A 26,570-nucleotide genomic window follows, 5' to 3' on the forward strand; every position below is an offset into this window, starting at 1 on the left:
CCGCCCGATGCGTTCCAGGCGCGAGCCTGCCCGCCCGCAGGCCGCCGGCCCGAGGAGGCACCCCGATGAACCTCGCACGCCCGAAAACCCTGGCCGCCCTGCTGCTGACGGCCGGCCTGGTGACCGCCGCCACCATGTTGCCTACAGCAACAGCATCAACCGACTCCCGAAGCGCCGGCTGCGGAAAAGCAGCGGCGACCGGTGACTACACGGTCGAGAGCGGCGGTCTCACCAGGACCTACCGCCTGCACGTCCCGGTCAACTATCAGCCATCCAAGCAGTACCCGCTCATCCTGGTCTTCCACGGCCGCGGCAAGACCGGCGCGCAGACCGAGGCGTTCTCCGACCTCTCGAAGCTCGACGCAGTCGTTGCCTACCCCAACGGTGTGATCGGCGACGAGAACAAGCAGGCCTGGCAGGGCGCGCCGTACGCGGCGAAGGGCGTCGACGACGTGAAGTTCACCGCTGACCTGTTGGATCAGCTCGAGGGCAAGTACTGCGTCGACACCCGGACGGTCTACGCGACCGGCAAGTCCAATGGCGCCGGCTTCACCGGCATCCTGGCCTGCCGGATGGCCGACCGGTTCGCCGCGATCGCCCCGGTCTCCGGCGCGTTCTACATCGAGGGCACCCACTGCGCTCCGAGTCGGCCGATCCCGGTGCTCGACATCCACGGCACCGGCGACACCACGATCCCGTACGGCGGCGACGGCCAGCGCGACCTGCCGGACGTGCAGACCTGGGTCCGCGACTGGTCGGTCCGTGACCATTGCGACCAGGACACCAAAGTGAGCCAGTTGGGCGACGACGTACTGATCACGAAGTACAAGGGCTGCAAGGCGGACGTAGTACACGTGGCCGTGACCGACGGCGGCCACTCGTGGCCGGGGTCGGATGCGTCGTCAGGCCCCGGCTATGTCACCCAGACCTTCGAGGCTCACCAGATGATCGGTGACTTCTTCAAAGCTCACAAGTTGAGGAGCTGAGATGACTACCACCGCAACCGAGCCGAAGAAGGACCTGCCCCGCCTGGTCCGCGGGATGGCCGTGATCGAGCGGGCCGGCAACGCGCTACCGCATCCGTTCTGGCTGTTCTGGATCCTGTCCGCGATCCTCGCCGTGGTGAGCGCGATCCTCGCCGCCCTGGACGTCTCGGTCCTGTCACCGAAGGACGGCAAGGTCGTCGCGGTACAGAACCTGCTGTCTGGAGACGGCCTGCAGATGGCCGTCTCGACCGCGATCTCGAACTTCGCCGAGTTCCCGCCGATGGCCACCATCGTGGTGGTGATCATGGGCGTGGCGCTGGCCGAGCGGACCGGGTTCCTGCAGTCGCTGATGAAGGTCAGCGTGTCCCGGGTGCCGACCTCGATGGTGGTCTTCGCGGTCGCCTTCGCCGGCACGATGGCGCACGTCGCCTCGGCGGCGGCGTACATCATCCTGGTACCGCTCGGCGGGCTCGCGTTCCGCGCGGTCGGCCGGTCGCCGATCCTGGGCATCGTGGTCGCGTACACGGCGATCGCCTCCGGGTACGACGCGAGCCCGATCCCGACCCCGAACGACGCGATCTTCGCCGGTATCACCGAAGCGGCGGCCAAGACGATCGACCCGAACGCGTCCATCTCCCCGCTGTCGAACTGGTTCTTCAACATCGTCTCGTCGGTGCTGCTCGCCCTCGTCATCACGCTCGTCACCCGGCTGGTGCTGAGCAAGCGCGACGACCTGGACGCGGATCCGGACGCCCCGGGCGACGACCCGGACGCGCTGGTCCTGTCCGATCGCGAGCGCACGGGGTTGCTGCGGGCAACGATCGTGTTCGGGATCGCCGCGGTCGCGATCATCGCCGTACTGGTCCCGCACGACTCGCCGTTGCGGGGCGAGAACGGCAGCATCGTCGAGTCGCCGTTCCTGGACGGGATCGCGATGGTCGTCGCGGTGCTGTTCGGGCTGGTCGGGATCACCTACGGCGTGACGGTCGGCGTGATCGAGAAGGCCGGCGACGTACCGAAGCTGATGGCCGAGGGGATCAAGCAGATGGCGCCCGTGCTGGTGCTGTTCTTCGCGATCGCGCAGTTCCTCGCGTACTTCAGCTGGAGCAAGATCGGCGACCTGTTGTCTGCCGAGTCGGCCCGCTGGCTGGGCGATCTGGGCGCCCCGAAGATCGTCATCTTCCTCGGCATCCTGGTCCTGCTGACGCTGATCAACATCCTCGTCACCAGCGGCTCCGCGATGTGGTCGCTGACCGCGCCGATCCTGGTCCCGATGATGCTGCTGCTCAACGTCCCCGCCGAGACCACCCAGGCGCTGTTCCGCATCGCAGACTCCGGCTCGACGGCGATCACCCCGATGAGCCCGTACTTCGTGATGGCGCTGGGCTTCTTGCAGCGCTACCGCAAAGACGCCGGCGTCGGCACCCTGGCGTCGTACACAGTCCCGCTAGCGGTGGCGATGACCCTCGCATGGACCCTGCTCTTCCTCGCCTGGTGGGCCCTCGGCATCCCACTCGGCCCCGGCGCGCCCGTCAGATAACCCATCCCATCGCCCACGCCACCTCGCGGACAGTCCCATCCGCGGCCGACACGACTGTCGCGCTGCGCTGCAGGCACCCGCCCGGACCGCCAGCACATCAATAGCCCCGCGAACGAGCCGGATACGCAGAGGCAAGCGTTTGCAAGCGGGTCATTGATGTCCTGGCGGTCCGGACAATTGCCAGCAGCAACCAATTCGGCCCGCCAGGCAGCACCACCCCCACCGGCCTTGCCGTCATCACCCCGTGGCCTACGTGGCCAACCCGTGTCGATTCCGAGTTAGGCGAGTGCCACGCCCGCAGTACGGAGGTCTACGAGGGTCTGTTCGGTGCTGGCCGGTGCCACCCCTGCGGTGAGGCCGGTCAGCACTGTGGTGCGGAAGCCTTCGCGGTTGGCGTCCAGGGCGGTCGCGCGGACGCAGTAGTCGGTGGCGATCCCGCAGACGTCGACCTGGGTGACGCCCTTCTCGCGGAGCCAGTCGGCCAGGGGCTTGCCGTTCTCGTGGCATTTGCCCTCGAAGCCGGAGTAGGCCGCGGCGTACTCGCCCTTGTCGAAGATCGCGTCGAAGGGTTGCGGATCCAGGTTGGGGTGGAAGCCGACGCCGTCCGTGCCTGCCACGCAGTGCACCGGCCAGGAGTTCACGAAGTCAGGCGTCTCGGAGAAGTGGTCGCCCGGATCGATGTGGTGGTCGCGGGTGGCGACGACGTACGCATAGTCGCGCTGGTCCGGTTCGGCGTCGTGCCAGTGGTGCAGCAGCTCGCCGATCCGGAACGCGACGTCCGCGCCACCGCTGACCGCCAGACTCCCACCTTCGCAGAAGTCGTTCTGCACATCGACCACGATCAGCGCCCGGGCCATCACAACACTCCTTCGAAGAAGGGTCTCTGACCCCACCGTACAAGCCCGCGACGTTGTCAGCGCTGAGGTTTGCCCGCTTTGAGGATGGTGTCCAGTGCCTCGGCGGGTGGCGGTGCGGCCGGCAAAGGCGGTCGGTCGGTGGCGCGCAGACCGTCCAGGATGAGCGCGAGATAGCGCCGCCACAGGTCCGGGGCAACGTCCCGGGTCATCTCGTACGCCGGTCCGAGCAGGGCGAAGATGGCCGCGATGTCCTGCGGGACAGCATCGGCCCGAACCACGCCGGCCGCCTGTGCCCGGGAGAGAAGCAACGTCACGTCCGCGACGATCCCGGGCCAGATCTGGTCCTGCCGTTCGGCATCACCGAGCCCGGTCAGCCGCTCGTACAGCCCTCGATCCTCCGCCTGCCGGGCGCCGTTGCGCTCGAAGAACGTGACCAGGGCCTCCCACGGGTCCTCGATCGCCAGCGCGTCCGCCGCGTCGGCGGCGATCTGCTCGGTCGCGTCCGCGAGCACGACAGCGGCCAGTGCCTGCTTGTTGGGGAAGTGCCGGTACGCCGTACCGACGCCGACCCCCGCGTGCCGGGCGATGTCGTCGAGCGTCGCGCCGAAGCCCCGCTCGGCGAACACCGCCCGAGCGCTGTCGATCAACCGCGCCCGGTTGCGGACGGAGTCTTTCCTGGGTCCCTTCACCTCACTGCTCACGGGTTCATCAGATCACTTTCCAGTCGAGCAGGCTGCGACCGCAGGCGACCACGGTCTCCGCGGCGGGACGGGCCTTCCAGCCGAGGACCCGCTCGGCCTTGGCGGTGCTGTGCTGGTTGCGGCGGCCCAGCGAGACGACGATCGAGCGCAGTGGTTTGTCGAAGAGTGCCGAGAGCCGCACCACGAAGTCGGGCAGTTGGCGGGTCTTCACCTGCGCGCCGTCCGCGCCCAGGCCGTTCTTGAGGTCGACCGCCATGTCCCGCATCCAGAGGAACTCACCGGTCGCGAGGAACCGTTGCCCGGCCGCCTCGGGCGACGTCATCGCGCGGATGTGGATGTCGGCCAGGTCGCGGACGTCGACGATCTCGAGCCCGATCCGCGGCGTACCGGGCATCTTGCCGCCGACCATCCGGGCGATGATCTGCACCGACCCGAGATTGCCTGTACTGAGGATCGGCCCGAAGACCGCGCCGGGCAGGATCGTGGTCAGTAGTTCGGGCCGGCCTTCGCTCTCGACGAAGGCCCAGGCCGCCTTCTCCGCAACGGTTTTCGAGCGTCGATAGGGAATCAGGGTCGGGTCCTCGGGGTCGGTCCAGAGAGTCTCATCGGTGATGCCCTCTTCCTTGTAACTCGACGGGCTCGCCGCGTTCGCCGCCGAGGTCATCACGACCCGCTTCACGTCAGCCTTGGCGGCGGCGCGCAGTACCCGGAGAGCACCGTCGCGCGCCGGAGTGATCAGGTCCTCCTGGCCACCCAGCGGCGAGGCGACGTGCAGTACGTAGTCGACGCCGGCGACGGCCTCGTCCCAGCCCTCGTCGCTGGTCAGATCCGCGACCGCGAAGCTCAACCGGTCACCCGGATCCACCACGGTCCCGACCGCGTCCCGGACCGTCTGTTCCTTCTTCAGGCTGCGCACGGTCGTCCGTACGTCGTACCCACGCTGCAGCAACGCCGTGATGCACCAGCCCGCCACATACCCTGTGCCGCCGGTGACCAGCACCAACTCGTTCATGTCGACCTTCCCAGTTAACGGAGATGGCATCTCCGTTTCTCCCCGAGCGTACACCCAGAGAGGAGATTCCATCTCCGTTTGACTGGAATGATCTACGCCACACGCACCGCGCCGCCGTTCACCCGGACGATCTCGCCCTGGGTGGCGGTGGTCCGGGCTGAGCAGAGGAAGACGATCGCGGCGGCGACATCCGCGGCCTCTGGCAGGTGTCGGGCGGTGAATCCCTGCGCGAACTGGCCGATCACCTCGTCCGGGATCACCCGGTGGCTGCCGTTCTCGAGTGTGACGCCCGGCATTACGAGGTTGACCAGAACGCCGTCCTCGCCGAGGTCGTGTTGCAGGCTGGCGACGAGTCCGTGCAGCCCGGCCTTCGCGGCGGTGTAGGCCCAGGCGCCGGCCATGCCGCGCTCGACGAGATCGGTTGAGAGAAGTACCAGCCGGCCTTGATTCGACTCGCGCAGGGCGGCCGCGGCGTGCTGGACGAGGCGGAAGTTCCCGGTCAGGTTGTCCCGCAGCACCGGGAGCCACTGGTCAGGCTGGGCGTCCTCGATCCGCTTCGGCCGCTCGTGCGGACTCGCATTGCCCCAATTGACCGCGTTGCCGACCAGCACGTCGAGCCCGCCGAACCGTTCGATCGTCTGGCTGACCGCGTCGGCGATCGACTCAGGTGCCCCCAGGTCCATCGGTACTGCGAAAGCCTCGGCGCCAAGCGCGTCGACGACGTCGTGGGCAGCCTCCTTGCGTGAGTTGTAGGTGATCGCGACCCGCGCACCCTCGCGAGCGAACGCCAGCGCCGCCTCCTTGCCGATCCCGGACGACCCGCCCGTCACCAGTACCCGCCTGCCCTGCAATCCCAGCTCCATCAAGCGTCTCCTCGCGGTAGAGTCGACTCATTAGCCGACTAAGAGAAAAACTTAGCCGACTAACAAAGACTGCGCAAGAGAGGCTGGACCCAAGCCGGCAAGCAGCCTGGATCCAGCCTGGAGGGTCAGTCCTGGAGGCGCTTCCTGACTTCCTCGAGGTCGCTGGTGACCGCGGCGAGGCGGGCGGTGTCGCCGGCCTTGTACGCCGCGAGCTCCGCGCCGGCCGCCGTTGCCTGCTCGCGCAGTCGGCCGATCCGCCGGACGGTGTCAGCCTGCTCGCCGGACCGCTTCTTCCGGGCCGCCCAGAAGCCGTAGCCGCCGATGCCGATCAGCACCAGCCCGACCGCGATCCAGAACGGGTGCACCAGGAACCCGAGCCCGATCACTACCAAGAGCCCGACGACGCCGAACCCGATCGGCCCGCGTAGGTCCTGAGCGGACAACGGCTGCACGGTCTGAGTGATCTCGAGCTCAGCCTTCGCGAGCGAGAGCCGATCCGCGCCGTCCGGCGTCAGAGTCACCTGCCGCCACTCGATCTCCTTGCTCACCTGCGTCGGGGTCGGCAGGCTCGCGGTCTTGGCCAGGTCCTCGGCGTCGGCCAGTACGACGGCAGCGACCACCCGCAAGGCCGTCGCCGCGAGGTGCGGCTCCTTCGTCTTGCCGAGGTCCGCCTCGAGCAGCTTGCCGAGCTCACCGGCCGAATCGCCGAGCGCGCCGTTGCTGGGCGCGCTTCCGTTGGTCACCTTGGCGCGGAGCTCGCCGACGCGAGCGAGCATCTCCCGCTCGGGCTCGCTGCCTTCCGAGATCAGCAGCCGCAGCAGGGCGGAGGTGCTGTCGGGGTCGGGGCTGTCGGAGTCCGGGTTGTCGGGGTCCGGCTTGCTGCCGGCGGCATACGCGAGCGCGCCGTCCGGCTCGAGGACGCTGGTGTCACCGGTGATCGCCTCGACCCCGGCACGCAGCCGGGCGAGGTCCGCCCCGGCTTTGAACTGGGTGGTGAACTCCTTGAAAGGCGGCGCCGCGCTGACGGGCAGACCGGTCGCACGTTCCTTCACCACCGCGGCCCAGCGCTCGCTTCCAGCGTTGCCGACCTTGAGCTGGGTGACGATCCAGTGCTGGCCCTCGGCCCCGAATCCACCGCGCGCCGCCGCCGTCCAGAGCGCGCGCTGCGTACGGGTGACAGTGCCGTCAGCGGCCAGCTGACCGAACGCGGTGCTCAGCCACTCCGCCCGGACCTCGTTGCGCCGACCGAGCGCGGCGAGCGCGAGGCAGAGGAACGTACTGGTCCTGACCTCGTCCCTTTTCATCGCCTCAGCCAGCTGAGCCTCGTCCAGAGCGCCCAGCTCGCGAATCGCTTCTACAGCAGGCGCGAGCCAGTACGCCGGTACGTCGCGACCCACCCGGGTCGGCGACTGGCCAGAAGCCAGAGCTGCCAGCACCTGACCCGCATGCCGGCGCACCTCGGCGGCGTCCGCGAACCCGATCAGGCTCTCGCGGATATCGGACAGCTCGACGAAGGCGTCGAAGGCGGTGGTGAGCCGCTGCAGCCGCGTCTCCATCGTTCCCTGCACCTGGGACAGCCGGGACCGCAAGTTCGACGCCTCGGACGAAGCCGCCGCCATCTGGTCCCGGAGGTCTTCGAGCTCGCGGTTCTGGCGGTTGTCGGTGTACCAGTTGTTGGACATGGGCGCTCCCGTTCGGTGGTTCCGGCGCGCAACAGCATCCCGTGCCGACGGGGTCAGCTGATCGGCAGGGCCGGAAGTGGTGATTTCGGGGGAGGATGGGACGGCACCGGGAGGGGACTTGGTGCGTCCGAGCCTAGGCTCGGGGTCATCCAGACGGAGGGGGAATCGGCATGCGGAGCGAACTGTTCGCCGCGACGAATCAGGAGCGGGAGTCGGCTCAGGCCGGCTTGCGGTTGCAGAACTCGAAGCTGCTCAAGGTCGAGTTGCGCGGTGAGGTCTTCGCCCGGCAGGGCGCCATGGTCGCGTACCAGGGGAACGTGCAGTTCGAGGCGCAGGGGGCGGGTGGGATCGGCAAGTTCCTGAAGCAGAAGCTCACCGGTGAGGGCATCCCGCTGATGAAGATGCGCGGGGAAGGGGATGTGTTCCTCGCCGACCGCGCGTCCGACATCTACCTGATAGATCTGGACGGACCGCACGACGGGCTGAGCATCAACGGCGCCAACGTGCTGGCCTTCGAGCCGACGCTGAGCTGGGACATCAAGATGGTCCAGGGCGCCGGGATGATGTCGAACTCCGGCCTGTTCAACTGCAACTTCGCCGGCCAGGGCCGGATCGCGATCACCTGCAAGGGCACCCCGGTCGTACTGAACGTGGACCAGCCCACGTTCGCCGACCCGCAGGCGGCCGTCTGCTGGTCGACCAGCCTGCAGACCGGGTACCAGCGTGCCGACTCGATCGGCCTCGGCACCCTGCTCGGCCGGACCACCGGCGAGGCGTTCACGATGGCCTTCACCGGCCAGGGCTTCGTCGTCGTCCAACCCTCCGAAGAACCGCCCGGCGGCCTGATCGGCGGCACCGGCGGCGGCCAGCAAGCCGGCCAGGAAGGCGGCGTGGCCGGCATGCTCGGCGGCCTCCTCGGCGGCCGCTGACCAAACCAACTGCCGGCCGCTGACCAAGACACCCGGCGCAGGCTGACCAACGCCTGCGCCGGGCCTGGTTCTAAGGCTTTCCGGGCTGAGGGCCGCGAAGGTCTGGCGTGACCATGTTGAGCACCGCCCAGTAGGCGCTCCCGAAGTCATGGTTCGGCTTGAGGGATCTACTGTCGACACTCGTTGATGTCTCGACGCCGACCCACCCCTGGAACTTGCGGTCGTCGTCGATGATCTGCAGCAACGACTGAACGTGGTTGTTGGCCTGGTAGCACGCCGCTCCCTGGGCCAGACACTCACACCAGTAGGTGTAGATGTTGTTCCGGGCCGGGGGTGCATCGGCCAGGTAGCGGATCCGATCCCTGGGGTTCGGGAACTTCTCGCAGAAGCAGCCGTCCTTCGTCTTCTCCCGGAAGCCCACACACTTCCCGCTCGGACAAGACCGCCACTGGTCGAAGGTGGTTGCCTGGTTGAAACCGGCTGCCCAGAGTCCGGCGCCCTCGCGGCCAACTGTGCCCTTGTTGGCCCTGACGAAGGTGCCCACGAACTCGTCCTGCCCATAGGTTGTCCGGATGTCCGTGATGCTCACTTTGTTCCCGGCCGACAGCGGCGCGTTGCTGCCATATCCGATCCCGAAGCTCGCGGAGTAGCTCGAGAAGGTGGACGGCACCACCACCGGGCCGGCGACCGTGCTGTGGTAGCCGTCGCTACTGATCCGGGCGACCTTGCCGCCGGGAATCGGATCGAGTAACCAGTGCTCGGTCAGTGCTGGCGTGAGCGCTTGACCCGCACCGTCCTTGGTCCACGTGACGTCGACCTTGCCGTCCGAGGTCTGGTAGGTGCCCTGGAAGACGCCGGTAGGCCCGGTCAGGAAGCTGCCCATCGTCTGGACCGGACATTTCGGCACGTCGCCACCGCAACTCGCAGTCATGCTGGTGACACGCTCGGGCTCGTCCAGCTCTTTCCACATCCAGTAGTTCGTTCTGACGGTCCCGTCGGCCGCGAAGATGTACCAGCCCAACCGGGTCCAGTTCGCGTAGTTGTTGTCCGCTGCATCATGCAGTCCACCGACCGAGACCACCCAGTTGGCTTTGCCGCCTGGTAGCTCCACCGGGAGCGGTACCGCCGGAGCGGTCACCCCCAGGGTCGCGACCAGCCCCAGCACGATCCATCCGATCAATCGTTTCATGGAGCAGAGCATCGCCCACCCGACTACCGACTGCAACCAATTGGTCACCGATGGATGTGTCCGAAACTGTCGCAAACGGTGACTTGAAATGTGCGGCAGACTATTACCCGGACTTTCTCCGGCCGCCACGAGTGTTTCATGGGGGCCGTGCGCAAGGAATCTGGGTAGAGATTACCCATTGACTGATTTCCCCCGTGTGGGCAGGCTTCCTGGGCGGTACGGAGCGGGCTCGCCTACTTCGGAGAATGCCCAAAAAAATACACTGAAATACCTTTATCGGGCGCATTGGAATAAATAGCCTGAAGTGCTCTAATGATCGCGTTGCGGCGCCGCAATGCGATTGACCCACCCACGACAGTTGGAGGAAGTCATGGAGCAGAAGGCTGAGGTCCGCGAACCGCGGAAACTCCTGGTTCGCAAGCTGGAGAACCTCGAGACGACCCTGATCATCACCGACCCGGGCGGCGGCGGCGGTGGCGGCGGCGGCTGCCGCGACGCCACATGCGGCTAGCCGGTCAGTAGGGCCGGGGCGCGGGAGACCGCGCTCCGGCTCCCCGGCAGCACACCGCCGGAGCACACGAGTCGGGGACACGAGCGGCACTCTGGGGACACGGGAGGTAGCGATGTTGCGGCCACGGATCAAGGGCATCCACAAACCCGTCCGGCTGACGCCGACGCTGATCAACATCGGCGGCCGTCAGCTCGGCATCGGCGCCGAGATCGACGACGAGGACGGCGACCGCTGGCAGCTGCTCGGCCTGATGGACGGCACCCGCACCCGCGACGAAATCGTCGAGCAGCTGCTCGTCGAGCGACCGGAGCTCTGCTCGGTCGAGATCAGGGACTCGATCCAGGGCCTGATCGACGCCGGGTACGTCGAGGACGCCGCCGGTCCGGCCCCCGCCAATCTCAGCCCGGCCGAGATCGAGCGCTACGACCGAGCCACCACGTACTACTCCTGGGTCGACCTGACCCCACGCCCCAGCCGGTACGACGTGCAGTCCCGCCTCAAGGCCAGCAGTGTCGTAGTACTGGGCCTCGGTGGTACCGGCTCGGCAGTGGCCTCGTCACTTGTGGCGGCCGGCGTCGGCACCGTGCACTGCGTCGACTTCGACACCGTCGAGGAGGGCAACCTCACCCGCCAGCTGCTCTACACCGAGGACGATCTCGGCAAGCCCAAGGTCCCGGTAGCAGTCGAGCGACTCAGCCGGATGAACCGGCATGCCACCGTCACCGGTGAGGAGAAGCAGGTCTTCAACACCGAGGACGTGGCCGCGCTGATGCACGACCGCGACCTGCTCGTCCTCTGCGCCGACCAGCCGCAGAAGCTCATCCGGCAGTGGACCAACGAGGCCGCCCTGCGCACGAGCACCCCCTGGATGCTCGCCCAGTACGCCGGGCCGATGGCGGTCATCGGACTCTTCATCCCCGGCACCACCTGTTGCCAGGAGTGCCTGATCAGCATGACCGACTTCATCCGGCAGCAGTACGGCCAAGAGCCCGAGGACCTGTTCCCCTTCGACGGGCACGCGGTGATCGCGCCGACCGCGAACCTCACCGGCCACATGGCGGCGATGGACGCCGTCTACCACCTGGGCGGGATCCCCACCAGCACGGCCGGCCGGATGTTCCACTTGAGCCTCACCGACCTGACCTACCACTACGTCGTCACGCCGCGGACGGGCGAGAAGTGCGACACCTGCGGCTGGGTCGGGCAATGACGGTGGCCGCCGTCGACGCGTCGAGCCGGCCGAGTGTCGGCCATCTGCTGGTGCGCAAGGAGGACGAGGACGAGTTCGTTCTCGGCAATCCGGAGACCGGCAGGTTCGTCGTCGTACCGGAGGCAGGCGCGCGCCTGATCGAGCTGCTGGTCGCCGGGCACACCGTCGCCGAGGTGGCCGAGCTACTGGAACAGGAGCTCGGCGAGCCTGTCGACGTACTGGACTTCGTCGAGATGCTCGTCGAGGCCGGCCTTCTCGACGAACGCGAGGCTGCGGGTGAGGTCGCGTCCACGCGGGTCGAGGAGGCCGTGCCGGGCAAGAAGGTGAAGTACTGGGTGGTCTCGAAGATCCCGCAGTGGGTGGTGAAACCCCTGTTCGGCAAGGCCGCCTGGACGTTCTACGTGGGCTGCCTGGTCGCGACCGGGGTGATGTTCGTCGCCGACCACTCGCTGCTGCCGAGCTACGAGGACGCCTTCGTGGTGACCGACATCCTGCTCAGCGTGATGATCACCAACGTGGTCGTGATGGGCCTGGCCGTCGTGCACGAGATCTGGCACGCCTTCGCCGGGGCGGCGGCCGGCGTCAAGTCGCAGCTGCGGTTCGAGCGGCGCGGCATCTTCACCGTGCTGGAGACCGATCTGACCGGCCTGTGGGCGCTGCCGCCGAACAAGCGCTACAGCCCTTTCCTCGCCGGGATGGCGTTCGACTCGTTCGTGCTGTTCGCCGCCGTCGCGCCGCGGTTCGCCTACTCGCGCGGCTGGATCGATCTGAACCCGCACCTGGTCCGCTTCTTCGCGATGCTGGTGCTCAGCCAGGTCGGCAAGCTCGCCTTCCAGACGATGGCGTACCTCCGTACCGACATGTACCTGGTGATGGCCACCGCGACCGGCTGCAAGAACCTGCACCAGGTCACCCGGCTCGGGCTCAAGAAGCTGATCCGCAAGCTCACCCCGCTGGAGCAGAAGCTGCTGCGTGAGGCCGACGCCAAGGACATCCGGGTCGCCCGGTGGTACCGGCTGCTCTATCTGGCCGGGATCGTCTGGATGGGCTGGTTCGCCTGGAACTTCATCCTGCCGGCCGCCAAGGTGACGCTCGGCTGGGCGTCCGGGGTGATGGTCGGCGCGCCGGTCTTCAGCTTCTACTGGACGGAGGGCATCGTCCTGATCGCGTTCGCCGCGGTCAACCTGACCGCGCCGCTGATCATTGTCCTGCGCAACCGGATCCGCGCCCGGCGTGCGCGCGCCGCGGTGGCCGCCGAAGCAGTGGCGGTGCCGGTATGACGACGACCGTGCGCAAGTGGGGCCTGCTGATCAGCGTGATCGTCGTCGGCCTCAGCGTGCTGACCATGTCGGGCCTCGCGTTCGGCGTCCTGCTCGGCTCGTTCACCGACAAACCCGCGCTGGCCTGCGACCAGGTCCCCGGCACACCCCAACCGTTCGAGGGCAAACGCCACATCGCGTACGACGGTGCGCCCCACGACCCGTATCGCTCGATGCCGCCGACGTCCGGCCCGCACTCGCCGCGCGTCGTCCCGCCCGGCATCTACCGCAAGCCGGTCGCGGAGGAGTTGCAGGTGCACGTACTGGAGCACGGACACGTATTGCTGCAGTACGCGCCCGACGTACCGGCCGACGTGGTGGACGACCTCGAGCGGATCGGGCGGCAGTACCCGCGCGACGTGGTCGTGGCGCCGTACCCGAAGCTCGGTCATGGCATCGCGCTGAGCGGCTGGCAGCGATCGGAACGTCTTGACTCGCTCGACGAAGCCGCTATCGTCGCCTTCGCCACGAAGGTGCCCGGCCGGTACAACCACCAATGGCGCGACGGTGCGACGGACTGTCTTCCACCGCATCCGCCGGATGGTGAGAACTGACAGCGGTGTTCGTGTTCACGGTGAGTCACGGGGGACGTAGATGGGCCGCGAGGAGTTGGAGTTTCCTGGCCGGCAAGGCGTTCTGGACGCCTCGCTGCGCCTGCAGGTGGTGCGTGCCGCGCGCTGCGACGAGTGGGCCGCGGGCCGGACGACGCACGCGGAGGTGCACCTGTTCGGCCGGGACGTACTGACGCTGCGCGACTGGTTGCGTGACGAGTGCGCGAGCGCGGCCGAGCTGATCGCGGTCACCTCGATCCGGGACCAGACGGTGGAGACGTTCGCGCCGAGCCACCGGGCGAACCGCGAGCTGGTCCGGCGCGGGGTCCGGATGACCAGCTTCTTCGACAACAGCGGCGGCTCGTCCGCGGTCACCGACTTCATCATCGCCGCCAGCCGGGACATGCCGTACCACGTCGCCTGCGGGCCGATCCAGATGAAGCTGTTCGACGGTGAGCGGGTGCTCGTCGAGGGACCGGTCACCGGCGAGGGGGAACGCAGCCTGATGGTGATGACGGGCGCGGAGGCGGTCAACGCGGCCCGGCAGTACCTGAAGGCCGTTCGGCAGACCAGCGTCCGGGCATGCGAACTCCGCGACCGTGCCGTCGAGCTGACGCCGCGCCAGCACTTGATCGCCGCCCAGCTGAGCGCGGGCTGCACCGACGACGAGATCGCCGAGCTGCTCACGATCAGCGTTCGCACGGTCAGGTACGAGGTGTCACGACTGCTCGACGAGCTGGACGTGAAGACCAGGTTCGCGGCGGGGGTGCGCTACGCGCGGATGAGAACGCACCCCGACTGACTCGCGAACAGCTGTTACCGGCGACCCTGCTTGGTCGGGGGGACGATCGTGCTGTCCGAGGCGTTCGACTTCGGCGTCTTGGGTTGCTTGGGTTTGCGGACTTCGCGTCCGCCCTTGTTCTTCGCCATGGGGTGCTCCTGGGTGAGGATGTCGCGTGGGCTGCCTGAGCTCTGCCGAGCCTGGTGCGCCGCGGAACTCCTGGTCCCCGGTGGTTACTTCAGACCGTACACCCAGAGTTCTCTAAGCTCTCAGGCATGAAGACGGGACCGCGGTGACCCGCGGGCAGCTGTGACTGGGCTGGAGCAGTTGGCGATCATCGGCGCCGGCCTCGGCGCGGGCCTGCTGACCTCGACGGTCGGCGTCGCGTCGCTGCTGAGCTTCCCGGTGCTGATCGCGCTCGGGATCCCGCCGGTGGTCGCCAACGTGTCGAACACGGTGGGCCTGATCCCTGCCGCACTCGGCGGTTCGCTCGGCTATCGACGGGAGATCCGCGAGCAACCGCGGGTGGGCAGGGTTGTCACGGTGGCGTGCGCGACCGGGGCCGTCGGCGGTGCCGTGCTGCTGCTGGCCCTGCCGCCGGGTGTCTTCGAGTCGATCGTGCCGTGGTTGATCCTCTTCACCTGCCTGCTCGTCGGCGCCCAGCCATGGATCTCCCGCTGGCTGCGTGCCCGCACCATCGCCGGGCAGGCGCCGCGGACCGCGATGTCGCCCGCGACCATCGTCTTCGCGACACTGACCGGCGTTTACGGCGGGTACTTCGGCGCCGCCGCCGGTGTGATGATGATGGCCGTCCTGAGCCTCGGACTCGACCTGGACCTGCGCGTCGTCAACGCCCTGAAAACGCTCGCCCTGCTGGCCGCGAACGTGGTCGCCGGCCTGATCTTCGTCTTCGTCGCCGACATCGACTACACCGTCGCGGGACTGCTGGCGATCGGCTCCGTCGTCGGCGGCTACACCGGCTCCCACATCGGCCGCCTGCTCCCGCCCACCCTCTTGAGAGTCCTCATAGTCCTAGCCGGTATCACCGCCGCCATCACGATGCTCTGAGGGAAGGAAGGAAGGAAAGAAGAAGAGGGGGCGGCGTCACAAGAGGGCTTGGCCGAGGCCGCTGAGCAGGATCAGGCCGAGGATGATGCCGTTGACCCACTTGTGGTCGAGGAGGACGGCGGCGAACTCGCGGATGGTGGCGCTCGGCCAGAAGTACGCGGCCGTGGGGGAGCCGAGGACCTGGCCATTGACCTTCGCCTTGCGGGCCGTGAACGCGGCGCGCAGCGCGTGGTAGTTGTTGGTGACGATCAGACACCGGTACTTCGGGTTGAGGCCGGCCATGATCGTCCGGCTGAAGGTCAGGTTCTCGAACGTCGACGTCGACTGGTCCTCGAGCAGGATCTGATCGGCCGGTACGCCGTGATCGACCAGGTACGTCGCCATCGCGTGCGACTCGGGGACGTCCTCACCGGGGCCCTGTCCGCCGGACGTGATGAGCAGCGGCGTACGGCCCTTGGCGCGAGCCCGTTCCCAGGTGAGTTGCGCGCGATCGAGCCGGCTCGCCAGCAACGGTGGCACGCGGCTGCCGCGCAGGCCCGAGCCGAGCACGACGATGAAGTCGACCTTGCGGGAGCCGCGGATCCGGGCGTACACGAACGAGTACGCGAGAAAGCAGACGAACAGGAACGAGATGTAGGTCAACGCGAGCAGCAGCGTCGACTGGAGCGCATCCACCTTCGGCGACGACCACTGCGTCACGATCAGGTTGAACACGACGAACCCGATGATGCCGAGCCCGGCCGCCAGCGAGAGCAGGTTGGCCGGCCGATGCCCCTCCCGCTTCCACATCGTCACCCCGTTGACGGTGAGGAAGATCGCGAGCACAAAAATGATGACCGGTATCGCCACCAGCACCGCAACCACCAGCAGCCGCGCCGCCGTATCCGACACCGCATCAAGCGCGAACACCGTCCCGATCCCGGCGAACATGATCGTCAGCACGAGATAGACACCGTTGCGCAACACCCGCCGATCCCGGATCCAGGTGATGAGGAAAAGCAGAAAGAAGAACCCGGCGATCCCGAAAGCGATCATCTGGCCACCTCGGCTCCGGACATGGGTTCGGCTTCGAGCCGGCGCCAACTGGCCCAGAAGATCAGCGCGGTGACAACCGATCCGGCCGACGCGAGCGAAGTACCGCCCAGATAAAGCGTCCACGCGTTGTCCCGAGCCGAAGTAGTCAGCCCTTCCCCAACCAGCGGCGCGATCCACAAGATGAGGCCGAGGGCGAGGAAGCCCACGGCGTACAGGCTCCACAGCGAGACGAAGACGACCCGCAACGGATAGCGCCGGCGCCCTTCCCGCTCGCGGAGAGAGCCGCGTCGCAGCAACCACCAGGAGGCGCAACAGGCGAGCGCGAGCGCGACGGCGTCAGCGGCCAGCGTGTCCGACAACCGGTGCCACTTCGCCGTCATCGTGTAGGCACCGATACCGACCGCCCATGGGAGTACGAAGAACATCGTGACCCCGCGCCATCGGTACGGCACGATGATCAGAGCCGCGAACAGCACCGTCATCGCGATCGTCGTATGACCGCTCGGCAGACTGTTGCCCTTGAAGTCGCCGGTCACATCAACCAACTCGGGCCGCACGAGGATGAACCGTTTGAGGCTCTGTGTCACCACCTGGCCGGCGACGATCAGGCCGACGGCCGCGATCATCAGGTCCAGCCGGCGGCGGTTCAGCCCAACGAGCACGATCAGGACACAGGCCGCGGCCAGGGAGTACACGGTGATCTGGGCAAGCGCATCGTCAGCCGTGACGGTCGCGTCGTGGTTGTACGACTCGTCGGCGCCTCGTAGTACCGCGTTCTCGAGGGTCTGGCCGGTCGCGGTCCGGACGGCGAGTAGGTAGACGGCGGCGGCAGCCAGGACTGCGGCTCCGGCGGTCAGCGTCCAGCGCCGGGGCGAGATCACTTCGGGTTGCTCCTTGGTCACCGAGAGGTCGGGCGGTGGTCATCAAACCACGCGCCCGACCGTCGATCGGGGATTTGGAGCTGTGTTGATTCCTTCCCCGCCCCACCGCCCCGGTCGTCAGGCGAGCTTGGTGAGCGAGCTGATCGTTGCCTTGTGCAAGTTCTTGATGACGTTCAGGGTCTTGGAGTCGCCGGCGTACAGGTGCGAGCCGGACTCGAACACCAGGTAGGCGCGGCCGCCGTACTCGGTGATGCCCTCGGACATGCTCGGCGCCCGGAAGCACTTCAGCTTGGCCTTGTCCAGGTCGGGCTGGCCGCGGCGGACGACGTACAGGTTGCTGCGGTTGGTCCGGCCGTACGAGGTGCTGAAGATGAAGTGGGTGCCGGTGACCAGCAGGCCCTGCGTCTTGGTCGGGATCTCCCACGCCTTGTTGATCGTGGTCAGCGAGCCGTTGCTGTTGATCTTGTACTGGTACATCTTGTCGCGGCCCTTGTCGTTGAACTTGCCGGACCAGATGTAGCCGCCGTAGCTGGTCAGGAACGAGGCGCCGTAGACCTTCCGCTCCGCGCCGACCGACTTGATGTACGGCGTACCGGCCGCCTTCATCGCGGTCTTCAGCGTGGACAGCTTGTACTTGCGGATGCCGTTGGTGCTGCCCTGCACGAAGGCCCAGCCGTTGCTGGTGGTGATCCCGCCGCCGTGGGTGGCGTCGATCGCGACGACGCCGACCGTCTTGTTGGTGGCCGGGTCGATGCCGACGATCCGCGAGCGGGCGCCCGCGCGGTACTCCGTGACGAGCAGGAGGTCCTTCGAGCCGTCCCAGTTCCACCAGGTGCCGATGCCCTGCGGCGTGTAGGTGCTCAGGTTCGGCACCGCGGCGCTGTTGGTGAACCGGTCGTTGTACATCTTCGACGCGGACGGGCCGTCGTAGAAGTCCTTGCCACCGAGCGCGGTGCTGCAGCTGATCGCCGCGGTGGTGCTGACGCTCTGGGTGGCAGCCTGCGAGCTGTCAGCTCCCTTGAGCGCGACCGCGACGGCGGTGCCGCCGGCGGCCAGTACTGCGGCCAGTCCGAGGGCGGTGAACTTGGTGAAACGCAAGATGATTCCTCTCGACATTACTTGTGGACAGCAGCCAGGAAGTGTTTCAGACCAGCCGGGTCAAGGTCCGGGGTGTAGGCGGCGTAGTGCGGCTGGTTCCATCCAGACGCGCCGAACGGGAGATAGGTTCCACCGGCCTGCTGGACGAGGAGCTGGCCGGCGCTGATGTCCCAGGCGTTGACCGAGAAGCCGACCGCAGCGTCGACCCAACCCGCCGCCACGTGGGCGAGGCTCAGCGCGGCGCTGCCTGGGCGACGCAAGGTCCCGTACGCCGAGACCAGTTCACCGAAAGCCGCCAGTCCCGCAGCCCCGTCCTCAGCCACGTCGCGCGCGCTGGGGTAGCTGGTGAGGATCGCTGCCTCGGCCTCCTCGCGAGCACCGGACGAACGGAGGATGTTGCCGTTCAGCCAGGCGCCGGACAGGTCGGTGGTGAAGAGCGTGCCCGCCATCGGGTCGAGGATCGCGCCGGCCACGATGCGGCCGTCGAGCACCGCGCCGATCGAGGTACAGAAGAAGGCGAGTCCGCGGGCGAAGTTCGCCGTACCGTCGATCGGGTCGACGTACCAGGTCACCTCGCCGGAACCCTCGTGCGCGCCGTCCTCCTCGCCGACGATGCTGCTGCCGGGGAAGCGCTCGGTGAGCAGACCCGAGATGGCCTCCTCGGCCCGGCGGTCGTGCACGGTCACCGGGTCGTGCTTGTCGCGCTTGAACTCGACGTCCATCCCACCGCGGAAAGCCGTGCGCAGGTCATCCGCGACGAGCCGGGCCGCCTCGGCGGCGGTGGCGGACAGCTCCTGGGACAGGGCGATGTGTTCGTCAGTGGGCATATGCCTCAACCTATCCGAGTCGATGTGGAAGGCTGCGGGCAGACGACCGAAGGGCAGTGGGGCGCATGACGACGAACTGGGCAGGGAACATCACCTTCTCGGCGGAGGTCCGGACACCGCGGACCGTGTCCGAGCTGCAGGAGCTGGTGCGGTTGTCGGACCACGTCCGGGTGCTGGGCAGTGGGCATTCCTTCAACCGGATCGCCGACACGACGGGCACGCTGATCTCCGTCACCGGGCTGCCTCGCCAGGCCGCCTACGACCCGTCCGACGAGACCGTCACGATCGCGGCCGGCCTCCGGTACGGCGAGGTGACGGCCTATCTGCAGGACGAGGGCCGGGCGCTGCACAACCTCGGCTCGCTCCCGCACATCTCCGTCGCGGGTGCCTGCGCGACCGGTACGCACGGCTCGGGCGACGCCAACCGCCCACTCGCCGCCGCCGTCACCAGGACCACCTTCATCGCCGCCGACGGCGAACTCGTCACGCTGACCCGCGACGACCCCGACTTCCTCGGCTCGATCATCTCGCTCGGAGCGCTCGGTGTGGCCGTCGAGCTGGAGCTCGAGACGCGACCGACGTACGAGATCAGCCAGGTCGTGTACGACGGCCTGCCGGTCGCACGCCTCGGCACCGACTTCGAGGAGATCTTCTCGAGCGCCTACAGCGTCAGCGCCTTCACCGACTGGGTCGACCCGGACGTGATGGTGTGGCGCAAGATGCTCGCCGGTACGCCGTACGAGCCGTCCTGGCTGGGCGCCCAGCTCGCCGACGGAGCCCGCCATCCGATCAAGGCGATGCCCGCCGACTTCGCCACCCAGCAATTCGGCGTCGCCGGCCCGTGGAACGAACGCCTCCCGCACTTCCGCCTGGAGTTCACCCCCAGCAACGGCGAAGAACTGCAGTCCGAGTACTTCGTACCGCGAGCAGCCGCCCCCCAAGCCTTCGAGGAGCTGAAGGCCCTCGGCGAGCGGATGGCCCCCGTCCTGCAGATCTCCGAGATCCGTACCATCGCCGCCGACGACCTCTGGCTCAGCCCGAGCCAGGGCCGCGACACCGTCGCCCTCCACTTCACCTGGATCCGGGACGAGACAGCAGTCCGCCCAGTCGTAGCCGCCCTGGAAGAAGCCCTACTCCCGCTAGGCGCCCGCCCCCACTGGGGCAAGGTCTTCACCGCCGACGCCGGCACCCTCCGCGAGTGCTACCCGAAGGTCCCCGACTTCATCGCCCTCGCCACGAAGTACGACCCCAACGGCAAGTTCCGCAACGACTACGTGAACACCTACCTCCCCGCCTGAACCATGAACTGTTGACGGCCCGGGGGTCCTGACCTACCTTTTGTCGAAACGCTTCGTCGAAGCGTTTCGACGGGGGGATGACCAGGAGTCAGATGGCGACGATGACGGATGTCGCGCGGCGTGCCGGGGTGTCGGTCAGCACGGTGTCCTATGTGCTCACCGGGACGCGGCCGATCTCCGAGGCGACCCGGGATCGGGTGCTCAAGGCGATGGCTGAGCTGGGGTATCAGCCGAATGCGATGGCGCGTGGGTTGGCCAGCCGGCGGAGCAACATCGTCGGGTTGCTGCTGCCGCTCACCGGGCGTGGGCTGGGAGCGACCGAGACGGCCTTCGTCACCGGGGCGACCGAGGCGGCGCGCGAGGCCGGGTACCACCTGATGCTGTGTCCGGTCGGCAGTGACGACGCGGACGAGTTGCAGACCCTCGCGACCCAGCGGCTGCTCGACGGCTTCCTGGTGATGGAGGTCCAGCTGGAGGACCGGCGGGTCGAGCTGCTGCGCAAGCTGGAGTCGCCGTTCGTGCTGATCGGCCGGACGACGGACACCAACGGGCTCGCCTGCGTGGACATCGACTTCGAGCAGACCGTCGACGACGCGGTCGCGCACCTGGTCGGGCTCGGCCACCGGACGATTGCCTATGTCAACCATTCGGAAGCCAGTCTGGCCGGCGGTTACGGGCCGGCGAAACGGACCGCCGCCGCGTTCGACGCCGCGCTGGTCCGGCACGGGATCACCGGCGTGATGGTGCCGAGTGAGGACACCGCCAGTGGTGGCAGGCGCGCGATCGGTACGGCCCGCGAGCAGTGTCCGCAGCTGACCGGCGTCCTGGTGATGAACGAGAACGCTGCCCTCGGGATCCTGGCCGAGCTGCGCGAGGCGGCGCTCGACGTGCCCTGGGACGTGTCGGTGGTGTCGATGGTGACGTCCGCGGCCGTCGCCGATCTGGCCAGCCCGGCCCTCACCGCGATGACGTCGCCGGGCGCGGCGGTCGGGGCAGCCGCGACCAGGGTCCTGCTCCGGCGCCTGGCCGACGGCGCCACCTCGACGTACGAAGAGTTGTTGCCCTGCGTGCTTGAGGTCCGGGGAACCAGCGCCGAATCGAGAAGAAACAAGAGGCAGTAGATGAAGTTCACAGACGGCTATTGGCAGCTTCGCCCCGGCCTGACCCGGCTGCGCCCGGCCGCGGTCGAGAGCGTCGAGACCACCGAGCGGTCACTGGTCGCCTATGCGCCCGCGAAGCCGATCATCGGCCGTGGGGACACGCTGAACCAGCCCCTCTTCACCGTCACCGTCAGCTCGCCCGCGGCCGGCGTGATCGGCGTCCGGATCGAGCATCACAGCGGGGGAGTACCGCCCCGGCCCGCGTTCGGGCTGAGCACCGACGACGGTCATCCGGTCAAGATCGAGGTGGACGACGAGGTGGCCCGGCTGACCAGCGGCGACCTCACCGCCGTACTCCGGCTCGACGGTCCCTGGGACCTGCGCTTCGAGCGAGACGGCAAGGTGCTGACCGGATCCTCGGCGCGCAGCATCGGACTGATCACCGACGCCGCCGGCCGGCACTTCCTGCACGAGCAGCTCGCCCTCGGGGTGGGCGAGACCGTCTACGGGCTGGGTGAGCGGTTCGGCCCGCTGGTGAAGAACGGCCAGGTGGTCGACATCTGGAACGCGGACGGCGGTACGTCGAGCGAGCAGGCGTACAAGAACGTCCCGTTCTACCTGACCAGCGCCGGGTACGGCGTACTGGTGGACACCCCGGCGAAGGTGTCCTTCGAGGTCGGTTCGGAGGTGGTGGCGCAAAACCAGTTCAGTGTCGAAGGGCAGGAGCTGAGCTACTACGTCATCAGCGGGCCGGAGCCCAAGGACGTACTGCGCCGCTACACGGCCCTCACCGGACGTCCCGCCCGGGTGCCCGCGTGGTCGATGGGGCTGTGGTTGTCGACCTCGTTCACCACCGACTACACCGAGGAGACGACGAGCGGCTTCGTCGCCGGGATGGCGTCGCGGGACCTGCCGCTCAGCGTCTTCCACTTCGACTGCTTCTGGATGCGCCAGTTCCACTGGTGCGACTTCGTCTGGGACCCGGTCGCGTTCCCGGATCCGGCCGGCATGCTGCGCCGGCTGAAGGAGCGCGGCCTGCGGATCAGCCTGTGGATCAACCCGTACATCGCGCAGCGGTCCGTCCTGTTCGAGGAGGGACGGCAGCTCGGCTACCTGCTCAAGCGCCCCGACGGCTCGGTCTGGCAGTGGGACCTGTGGCAGGCCGGGATGGCGATCGTCGACTTCACGAACCCCGCCGCGACCGCGTGGTTCCGGTCCAAGCTGCAGGTGCTGATCGACCTCGGCGTGGACTGTTTCAAGACGGACTTCGGCGAGCGGATCCCGACCGAGGACGTGGTCTGGTTCGACGGCTCCGATCCGGAGCGGATGCACAACTACTACCCGTACCTCTACAACGAGGCGGTCTTCGGGCTGCTGGAGGACAACCGCGGCGAAGGCGATGCCGTCCTGTTCGCCCGGTCCGCGACCGTCGGCGGACAGCAGTTCCCGGTGCACTGGGGCGGCGACTGCGAGTCGACCTTCGAGGCGATGGCGGAGTCGCTGCGCGGCGGATTGTCCTTGGCTGCTTCGGGTTTCGGCTACTGGAGTCACGACATCGGCGGCTTCGAAGGAACGCCGGATGCGGCGGTCTTCAAGCGCTGGGTGCCGTTCGGGCTGTTGTCGTCACACTCGAGACTGCACGGCTCGGGGTCGTACCGGGTGCCGTGGGCGTTCGACGAGGAGGCGGTCGACGTACTGCGCCGTTTCACCAAGCTGAAGATGTCGCTGATGCCCTACCTGGCGAGGGTCGCCGAGGAGGCCCATACCGACGGTACGCCGATGATGCGGCCGATGGTGCTGGAGTTCCCGGCCGATCCCGGCGTCGCCTACCTCGAGCGGCAGTACATGCTCGGGCCCGACCTGCTGGTCGCACCGGTGATGAGCAAGGACGGCGAGGTCCGCTTCTACCTGCCCGAAGGCACCTGGACCCACCTGCTGACCGGCGAGCAGTTGGCCGGGAGCCGCTGGGTCACCCAGACGCACGGCTTCGACAGCCTGCCGGTACTTGTCCGTGAAGGCGCCGTGATCGCGATCGGCGCCGTCGACGACCGCCCGGACTACGACTGGGCCGACGGTGTCGAGCTGCGCTGGTACGTCCCCACCGAAGGGCAAACGACTCGCGTCCGTCTCCCCGGGCCGAACGGGGAGACGGACGCGGTGATCGAGCTGACCCTGGCAGGTGGCGAGGCGACCGCCCGCGTCGTCGAGGGGACGTGCGAGCGGTTCACCGTCACCGTTCGAAAGTGAGGCTCTCGAGCGCGATGTCGGCGGTGGAGAACACCGCATAGAGAGTGTGCACCCCGCTCGCGGCAGCGAGTGGGGTGTCGCTGTCTATCCAGGTGTGACGATCGCCGGTCGTCGGAACCTGCACAGTGCCGAGGAGCAGACCGTGCAGCGGGTCGTCCAGCCGCAGGTCGATCGTGCCTTCCTCCAGTTCGGAGGAGACCTGGGCGATGCAGCGGGTGGCGCCGTCGCCCAGATCGACGTCCTCGAAGGCGAGCCAGGCACCGGCCTCCAGCGAACGGACGGCATCGCCGTACTCCGGTGTGGTGTCGGTCATCGTCATCGAGCAGTACTCGTCGAAGGCCGTCGCCGCGACGGGTGCCGTGAAGATCGCCCGCGGCGGGATCGACTCTCCAGCGACGTCGAAGGATCCAGTGAGGCGGGTGTCCGTGGCGGACCTCCCGATCAGCACACTGTGCCGGGCCGTCTCCACGCACCGCCGGTTCCGGGTGACGTCCCAGAAGCCGAGGTCGGTGGCCTGGAGCCGGAACTGCACCTCGATGCTCTCCCCGGCGTCCAGCGCGACCTGCTGGAAGTCACGCAACTGGCGCAGCGGCTGCTTGGCACGGGACCGTTGCTGATGGGTGTAGAGCTGGACGATCTCGCGACCGGCCCGCGCGCCGGAGTTCTTGACGGTGAGGCTCACCAGAAGCTCACCGTCGGCCGGTACGGAGGCCGAGCTCAACCGCAGCTCGGAGTACGTGAAGGTCGTGTAGCTCAGGCCGTGCCCGAACGGATAGAGCGGGCGGCCGCGGAAGTACAGGTACGTCGAGTCGGTGGCGACGATGTCGTAGTCGAGGAGATCCGGCAGGTCGGCAGCCGATCGGTACCACGTCTGCGGTAGCCGGCCGGCCGGGTCCGAGTCGCCGAACAGCACGTCCGCGAGCGCCCGGCCGTACTCCTGCCCGCCGTGGGACGACCAGAGCAGTGCGGGCAGGTGCTGATCGGCCCACTCGACGGCGAACGGGTAGCTGCTCGACATCACCAGCACCGTTCGCGGGTTGGCCGCGTGTACGGCGCGGACCAGCCGGTCCTGAGCGGCCGGCAGTTCCAGGTCGGCCCGGTCCTCGGTCTCCCGGCCGTTCACCAGCGGATGGTTGCCCACGACAACGATGGTGACGTCCGCGGCAGCCGCCAGCTCGGCCGCCCGGGCGGCGCCGTCGACGAGCGTGACGACCTCGAACACGGTCGCCGCGGCCAGGTCGTCGGCGGTCGCCATGGCCTCGCCGTCCGTCAGTTCGACAAAGCGGCCGCTGTTGCGATGCCGGAGTACGGAGGTGTTCTCGCCGGTGGGGAGGAGCTCGAACGTCTCCTTGACCTCCCAGGTGCTCGGGCCGGGGTGATCGGCAACGAGCGAGCCGGTGTCGGTCACCGTGACGTAGGAGCCGCTCTCGACCGAGCGCAGGGTCCAGGAGTCGCCGCCCCAGTCGAAGAGGTCGAATGCACCGGTATCGCCGATCCTGACCGACTTGTCCTGGCCGGCGCCCAGGCAGCCGCCACTCGTTCGCAGTTCGACTCGGTCGACGCCTTCGCAGTAGTCGACCGCGTCGGCGCCGAGCCGTTCGACCAGGCCGGCGCGAGCCGTGACCTGGTAGGGGAGTGTGCCCGAGTACCAGTCCTCGTACAGGGTGTCAGCAAGCGGTCCGACGACCGCGACCCGCTTTGTGGTCTCGGCATTCAGCGGCAGTACCTGACATTCGTGTTTGAGCAGCACGATGGACTGCCGCGCAGCATTCTGGGCCAGTTGGCGGTGCACCGGGCAGCCGACGACGTCCGCCGCGGGGGAGCCGTACGGATTCAGCTCGACCGGATCGAACTCGCCCAGCCGGAACCGGATCGCCAGTGCGTGCCGGGCCGCCAGGTCGATGTCCGCTTCGCTCAGCTTGCCTTGGGCCAGTGCGTCGGTCAGGAGCTGGATCGACGGACCCGCGTCGCTGTCGTCCTGCGTGATGCTGTCGACGCCTGCTCTGAGCATCGCGGCGTACGCCGATGGTTTGTCATCGAAGTACCGCTGCAATTCGACCAGGTTCGCCGGGGCGCCCGCGTCGCTGACGACCAGGAGGTCGTCCTCGGTCCAGGTCCGGACCAGCTCGTTGATCAGCGGGCTCAGATGGGCCGGACGGCCGTTCACCAGGTTGTACGACGGCATCATCGCGACCGCCGCGCCGGCCTCGATCGGCGCGCGGAAGGCCGGTAGTTCGTAGTCGTGCAGAACGCGCGGCGGCAGGTTGCTCGAGGTCGTGCAGCGGTCCGTCTCGTTGTTGTAGGCAAGGAAATGCTTGAGCGTCGGCGCGGTCTTGAGCGTCCCCTCGACGTCACCGGTCAGGCCCCGCCCGTAGGCGACGGCCAGTACGCCGGTGAGCCACGGATCCTCCGAGTAGCCCTCCTCGTTGCGCCCCCAGCGTGGGTCGCGCAGTGGGTTCACGACCGGAGCCCAGACGTTCAGGCCGACACCGGCCGGATTCTCGTGATGGAAGCTGCGGACCTCGTCGCCGACCGCTGAGCCGACGGCTCGGACCAGTTCGGGATTCCAGCTGGCGGCCAGACCGACGGCCTGCGGGAAGACCGTCGCCGGGCCGAGCCAGGCGACCCCGTGCAGGGCCTCCGTACCGGTCCGGAAGGACTCGAGCCCCAGCCGGGGTACGGCCGCCTGATGCTGGTGCAGCAGGCCGAGTTTCTCGGCCGGAGTCAGCCGGTCGAGCAGATCGCCGATCCGCTCCGGCAACTTCCTGGCCGGATCGCGGAACGGCGGAAGGGGTGAGCGTGGCGGCGGATTGCTCATCGGGATCGGGCTCCGGGATGCGTTCGGCCGTCTGCCGACGGGAGTGGTGTCGAAGCGCTTCGACTAT

Annotated in this window: 23 protein-coding genes; 12 read left to right on the forward strand and 11 right to left on the reverse strand. The window is 68.0% G+C overall.

Features of this window, described 5'->3' with window-relative positions; genetic code table 11:
* Positions 1 to 65: 65 nt before the first annotated feature.
* The gene (locus OHA70_RS21935; RefSeq protein WP_328320504.1) at positions 66 to 986 is read left to right on the forward strand and encodes an alpha/beta hydrolase family esterase; all 921 of its coding nucleotides are present in this window, start codon (positions 66 to 68) and stop codon (positions 984 to 986) included.
* 1 nt (position 987) lies between these two features.
* Positions 988 to 2,526 carry an AbgT family transporter gene (locus OHA70_RS21940; RefSeq protein WP_328320506.1) on the forward strand — a complete coding sequence of 513 codons (1,539 nt, stop codon included), beginning with the start codon at positions 988 to 990 and terminating at the stop codon, positions 2,524 to 2,526.
* Positions 2,527 to 2,804: 278 nt separating this feature from the next.
* On the opposite strand, the gene OHA70_RS21945 is transcribed toward OHA70_RS21940, so the two are convergent.
* The 5 genes from OHA70_RS21945 to OHA70_RS21965 form a co-directional block, all read right to left on the reverse strand.
* Entirely contained in the window at positions 2,805 to 3,383 is a 579-nt protein-coding gene (locus OHA70_RS21945; RefSeq protein ID WP_328320508.1) for a nicotinamidase, read from the reverse strand.
* A gap of 56 nt (positions 3,384 to 3,439) precedes the next feature.
* Entirely contained in the window at positions 3,440 to 4,084 is a 645-nt protein-coding gene (locus OHA70_RS21950; protein ID WP_328320510.1) for a TetR/AcrR family transcriptional regulator, read from the reverse strand.
* Positions 4,085 to 4,091: 7 nt separating this feature from the next.
* Positions 4,092 to 5,096, reverse strand: coding sequence for an NAD-dependent epimerase/dehydratase family protein (locus OHA70_RS21955; RefSeq protein ID WP_328320512.1), 1,005 nt, complete (start codon positions 5,094 to 5,096; stop codon positions 4,092 to 4,094).
* A gap of 92 nt (positions 5,097 to 5,188) precedes the next feature.
* Positions 5,189 to 5,959 carry an SDR family NAD(P)-dependent oxidoreductase gene (locus OHA70_RS21960; RefSeq protein WP_328320514.1) on the reverse strand — a complete coding sequence of 257 codons (771 nt, stop codon included), beginning with the start codon at positions 5,957 to 5,959 and terminating at the stop codon, positions 5,189 to 5,191.
* Between the two features lie 125 nt (positions 5,960 to 6,084).
* Positions 6,085 to 7,641 (reverse strand): hypothetical protein, encoded by a 1,557-nt coding sequence (locus tag OHA70_RS21965; RefSeq protein ID WP_328320516.1) that lies wholly within the window; start codon positions 7,639 to 7,641, stop codon positions 6,085 to 6,087.
* A gap of 170 nt (positions 7,642 to 7,811) precedes the next feature.
* Here OHA70_RS21965 and OHA70_RS21970 point away from each other — a divergent pair, with 170 nt between their 5' ends.
* Positions 7,812 to 8,570 carry an AIM24 family protein gene (locus OHA70_RS21970; RefSeq protein ID WP_328320518.1) on the forward strand — a complete coding sequence of 253 codons (759 nt, stop codon included), beginning with the start codon at positions 7,812 to 7,814 and terminating at the stop codon, positions 8,568 to 8,570.
* 70 nt (positions 8,571 to 8,640) lie between these two features.
* Here the strand turns inward: OHA70_RS21970 and OHA70_RS21975 are convergent, their stop codons facing one another.
* Positions 8,641 to 9,759, reverse strand: coding sequence for a hypothetical protein (locus OHA70_RS21975; protein WP_328320520.1), 1,119 nt, complete (start codon positions 9,757 to 9,759; stop codon positions 8,641 to 8,643).
* Positions 9,760 to 10,129: 370 nt separating this feature from the next.
* On the opposite strand from OHA70_RS21975, the gene OHA70_RS21980 reads away from it, so the two are divergent.
* The 6 genes from OHA70_RS21980 (at position 10,130) to OHA70_RS22005 (ending at position 15,199) form a co-directional block, all read left to right on the forward strand.
* Positions 10,130 to 10,270 (forward strand): hypothetical protein, encoded by a 141-nt coding sequence (locus tag OHA70_RS21980; protein ID WP_328320522.1) that lies wholly within the window; start codon positions 10,130 to 10,132, stop codon positions 10,268 to 10,270.
* Between the two features lie 112 nt (positions 10,271 to 10,382).
* Positions 10,383 to 11,480 carry a HesA/MoeB/ThiF family protein gene (locus OHA70_RS21985; protein ID WP_328320524.1) on the forward strand — a complete coding sequence of 366 codons (1,098 nt, stop codon included), beginning with the start codon at positions 10,383 to 10,385 and terminating at the stop codon, positions 11,478 to 11,480.
* Positions 11,477 to 12,760 carry a PqqD family protein gene (locus OHA70_RS21990; RefSeq protein WP_328320526.1) on the forward strand — a complete coding sequence of 428 codons (1,284 nt, stop codon included), beginning with the start codon at positions 11,477 to 11,479 and terminating at the stop codon, positions 12,758 to 12,760. The genes OHA70_RS21985 and OHA70_RS21990 overlap by 4 nt, the downstream gene beginning before the upstream one ends.
* Positions 12,757 to 13,353, forward strand: coding sequence for a DUF3105 domain-containing protein (locus tag OHA70_RS21995; RefSeq protein ID WP_328320528.1), 597 nt, complete (start codon positions 12,757 to 12,759; stop codon positions 13,351 to 13,353). The genes OHA70_RS21990 and OHA70_RS21995 overlap by 4 nt, the downstream gene beginning before the upstream one ends.
* 40 nt (positions 13,354 to 13,393) lie before the next feature.
* Positions 13,394 to 14,152: a helix-turn-helix domain-containing protein gene (locus tag OHA70_RS22000; protein ID WP_328320530.1), complete on the forward strand. Its 759-nt coding sequence runs from the start codon at positions 13,394 to 13,396 to the stop codon at positions 14,150 to 14,152.
* Between the two features lie 288 nt (positions 14,153 to 14,440).
* Entirely contained in the window at positions 14,441 to 15,199 is a 759-nt protein-coding gene (locus tag OHA70_RS22005; protein ID WP_328320532.1) for a sulfite exporter TauE/SafE family protein, read from the forward strand.
* A 36-nt stretch (positions 15,200 to 15,235) separates the two neighbouring features.
* On the opposite strand, the gene OHA70_RS22010 is transcribed toward OHA70_RS22005, so the two are convergent.
* The 4 genes from OHA70_RS22010 to OHA70_RS22025 form a co-directional block, all read right to left on the reverse strand.
* Complete coding sequence (locus OHA70_RS22010; protein WP_328320534.1) at positions 15,236 to 16,234, reverse strand: YdcF family protein; 999 nt, start codon at positions 16,232 to 16,234, stop codon at positions 15,236 to 15,238.
* Entirely contained in the window at positions 16,231 to 17,115 is an 885-nt protein-coding gene (locus OHA70_RS22015) for a phosphatase PAP2 family protein (RefSeq protein ID WP_328320536.1), read from the reverse strand. Before OHA70_RS22015 ends, OHA70_RS22010 begins: the two co-directional genes overlap by 4 nt.
* Positions 17,116 to 17,232: 117 nt before the next feature.
* On the reverse strand, positions 17,233 to 18,213 hold the full coding sequence (locus OHA70_RS22020; protein WP_328320538.1) for a hypothetical protein: 981 nt from the start codon (positions 18,211 to 18,213) through the stop codon (positions 17,233 to 17,235).
* Between the two features lie 17 nt (positions 18,214 to 18,230).
* Complete coding sequence (locus OHA70_RS22025) at positions 18,231 to 19,040, reverse strand: inositol monophosphatase family protein (RefSeq protein ID WP_328320540.1); 810 nt, start codon at positions 19,038 to 19,040, stop codon at positions 18,231 to 18,233.
* A gap of 65 nt (positions 19,041 to 19,105) precedes the next feature.
* Here OHA70_RS22025 and OHA70_RS22030 point away from each other — a divergent pair, with 65 nt between their 5' ends.
* From OHA70_RS22030 to yicI, 3 genes are all read left to right on the forward strand, one after another.
* Positions 19,106 to 20,338, forward strand: a complete 1,233-nt coding sequence (locus tag OHA70_RS22030) for a D-arabinono-1,4-lactone oxidase (protein WP_328320542.1) — start codon at positions 19,106 to 19,108, stop codon at positions 20,336 to 20,338.
* Positions 20,339 to 20,430: 92 nt separating this feature from the next.
* A complete protein-coding gene (locus OHA70_RS22035; protein WP_328320544.1) occupies positions 20,431 to 21,459 on the forward strand; it encodes a LacI family DNA-binding transcriptional regulator in 1,029 nt (342 codons plus the stop codon).
* Positions 21,460 to 23,685, forward strand: coding sequence for an alpha-xylosidase (gene yicI, locus OHA70_RS22040; RefSeq protein ID WP_328320546.1), 2,226 nt, complete (start codon positions 21,460 to 21,462; stop codon positions 23,683 to 23,685). It begins immediately after the preceding gene.
* On the opposite strand, the gene OHA70_RS22045 is transcribed toward yicI, so the two are convergent.
* Entirely contained in the window at positions 23,669 to 26,503 is a 2,835-nt protein-coding gene (locus OHA70_RS22045; RefSeq protein WP_328320548.1) for a glycoside hydrolase family 3 C-terminal domain-containing protein, read from the reverse strand. The genes yicI and OHA70_RS22045 overlap by 17 nt on opposite strands.
* Positions 26,504 to 26,570 lie beyond the last annotated feature (67 nt).

This window comes from Kribbella sp. NBC_00382, assembly GCF_036067295.1.
GTDB lineage: Bacteria > Actinomycetota > Actinomycetes > Propionibacteriales > Kribbellaceae > Kribbella.

Excerpts from the sequence above, each read along its gene's own strand:
- OHA70_RS21935 (WP_328320504.1), top strand. The coding sequence starts at position 66 with ATGAACCTCGCACGCCCGAAAACCCTGGCCGCCCTGCTGCTGACGGCC.
- OHA70_RS21940 (WP_328320506.1), top strand. The coding sequence starts at position 988 with ATGACTACCACCGCAACCGAGCCGAAGAAGGACCTGCCCCGCCTGGTC.
- OHA70_RS21945 (WP_328320508.1), bottom strand. The coding sequence starts at position 3,383 with ATGGCCCGGGCGCTGATCGTGGTCGATGTGCAGAACGACTTCTGCGAA.
- OHA70_RS21955 (WP_328320512.1), bottom strand. The coding sequence starts at position 5,096 with ATGAACGAGTTGGTGCTGGTCACCGGCGGCACAGGGTATGTGGCGGGC.
- OHA70_RS21960 (WP_328320514.1), bottom strand. The coding sequence starts at position 5,959 with ATGGAGCTGGGATTGCAGGGCAGGCGGGTACTGGTGACGGGCGGGTCG.
- OHA70_RS21965 (WP_328320516.1), bottom strand. The coding sequence starts at position 7,641 with ATGTCCAACAACTGGTACACCGACAACCGCCAGAACCGCGAGCTCGAA.
- OHA70_RS21970 (WP_328320518.1), top strand. The coding sequence starts at position 7,812 with ATGCGGAGCGAACTGTTCGCCGCGACGAATCAGGAGCGGGAGTCGGCT.
- OHA70_RS21975 (WP_328320520.1), bottom strand. The coding sequence starts at position 9,759 with ATGAAACGATTGATCGGATGGATCGTGCTGGGGCTGGTCGCGACCCTG.
- OHA70_RS21980 (WP_328320522.1), top strand. The coding sequence starts at position 10,130 with ATGGAGCAGAAGGCTGAGGTCCGCGAACCGCGGAAACTCCTGGTTCGC.
- OHA70_RS21985 (WP_328320524.1), top strand. The coding sequence starts at position 10,383 with ATGTTGCGGCCACGGATCAAGGGCATCCACAAACCCGTCCGGCTGACG.
- OHA70_RS21990 (WP_328320526.1), top strand. The coding sequence starts at position 11,477 with ATGACGGTGGCCGCCGTCGACGCGTCGAGCCGGCCGAGTGTCGGCCAT.
- OHA70_RS21995 (WP_328320528.1), top strand. The coding sequence starts at position 12,757 with ATGACGACGACCGTGCGCAAGTGGGGCCTGCTGATCAGCGTGATCGTC.
- OHA70_RS22000 (WP_328320530.1), top strand. The coding sequence starts at position 13,394 with ATGGGCCGCGAGGAGTTGGAGTTTCCTGGCCGGCAAGGCGTTCTGGAC.
- OHA70_RS22010 (WP_328320534.1), bottom strand. The coding sequence starts at position 16,234 with ATGATCGCTTTCGGGATCGCCGGGTTCTTCTTTCTGCTTTTCCTCATC.
- OHA70_RS22025 (WP_328320540.1), bottom strand. The coding sequence starts at position 19,040 with ATGCCCACTGACGAACACATCGCCCTGTCCCAGGAGCTGTCCGCCACC.
- OHA70_RS22030 (WP_328320542.1), top strand. The coding sequence starts at position 19,106 with ATGACGACGAACTGGGCAGGGAACATCACCTTCTCGGCGGAGGTCCGG.
- OHA70_RS22035 (WP_328320544.1), top strand. The coding sequence starts at position 20,431 with ATGGCGACGATGACGGATGTCGCGCGGCGTGCCGGGGTGTCGGTCAGC.
- yicI (WP_328320546.1), top strand. The coding sequence starts at position 21,460 with ATGAAGTTCACAGACGGCTATTGGCAGCTTCGCCCCGGCCTGACCCGG.
- OHA70_RS22045 (WP_328320548.1), bottom strand. The coding sequence starts at position 26,503 with ATGAGCAATCCGCCGCCACGCTCACCCCTTCCGCCGTTCCGCGATCCG.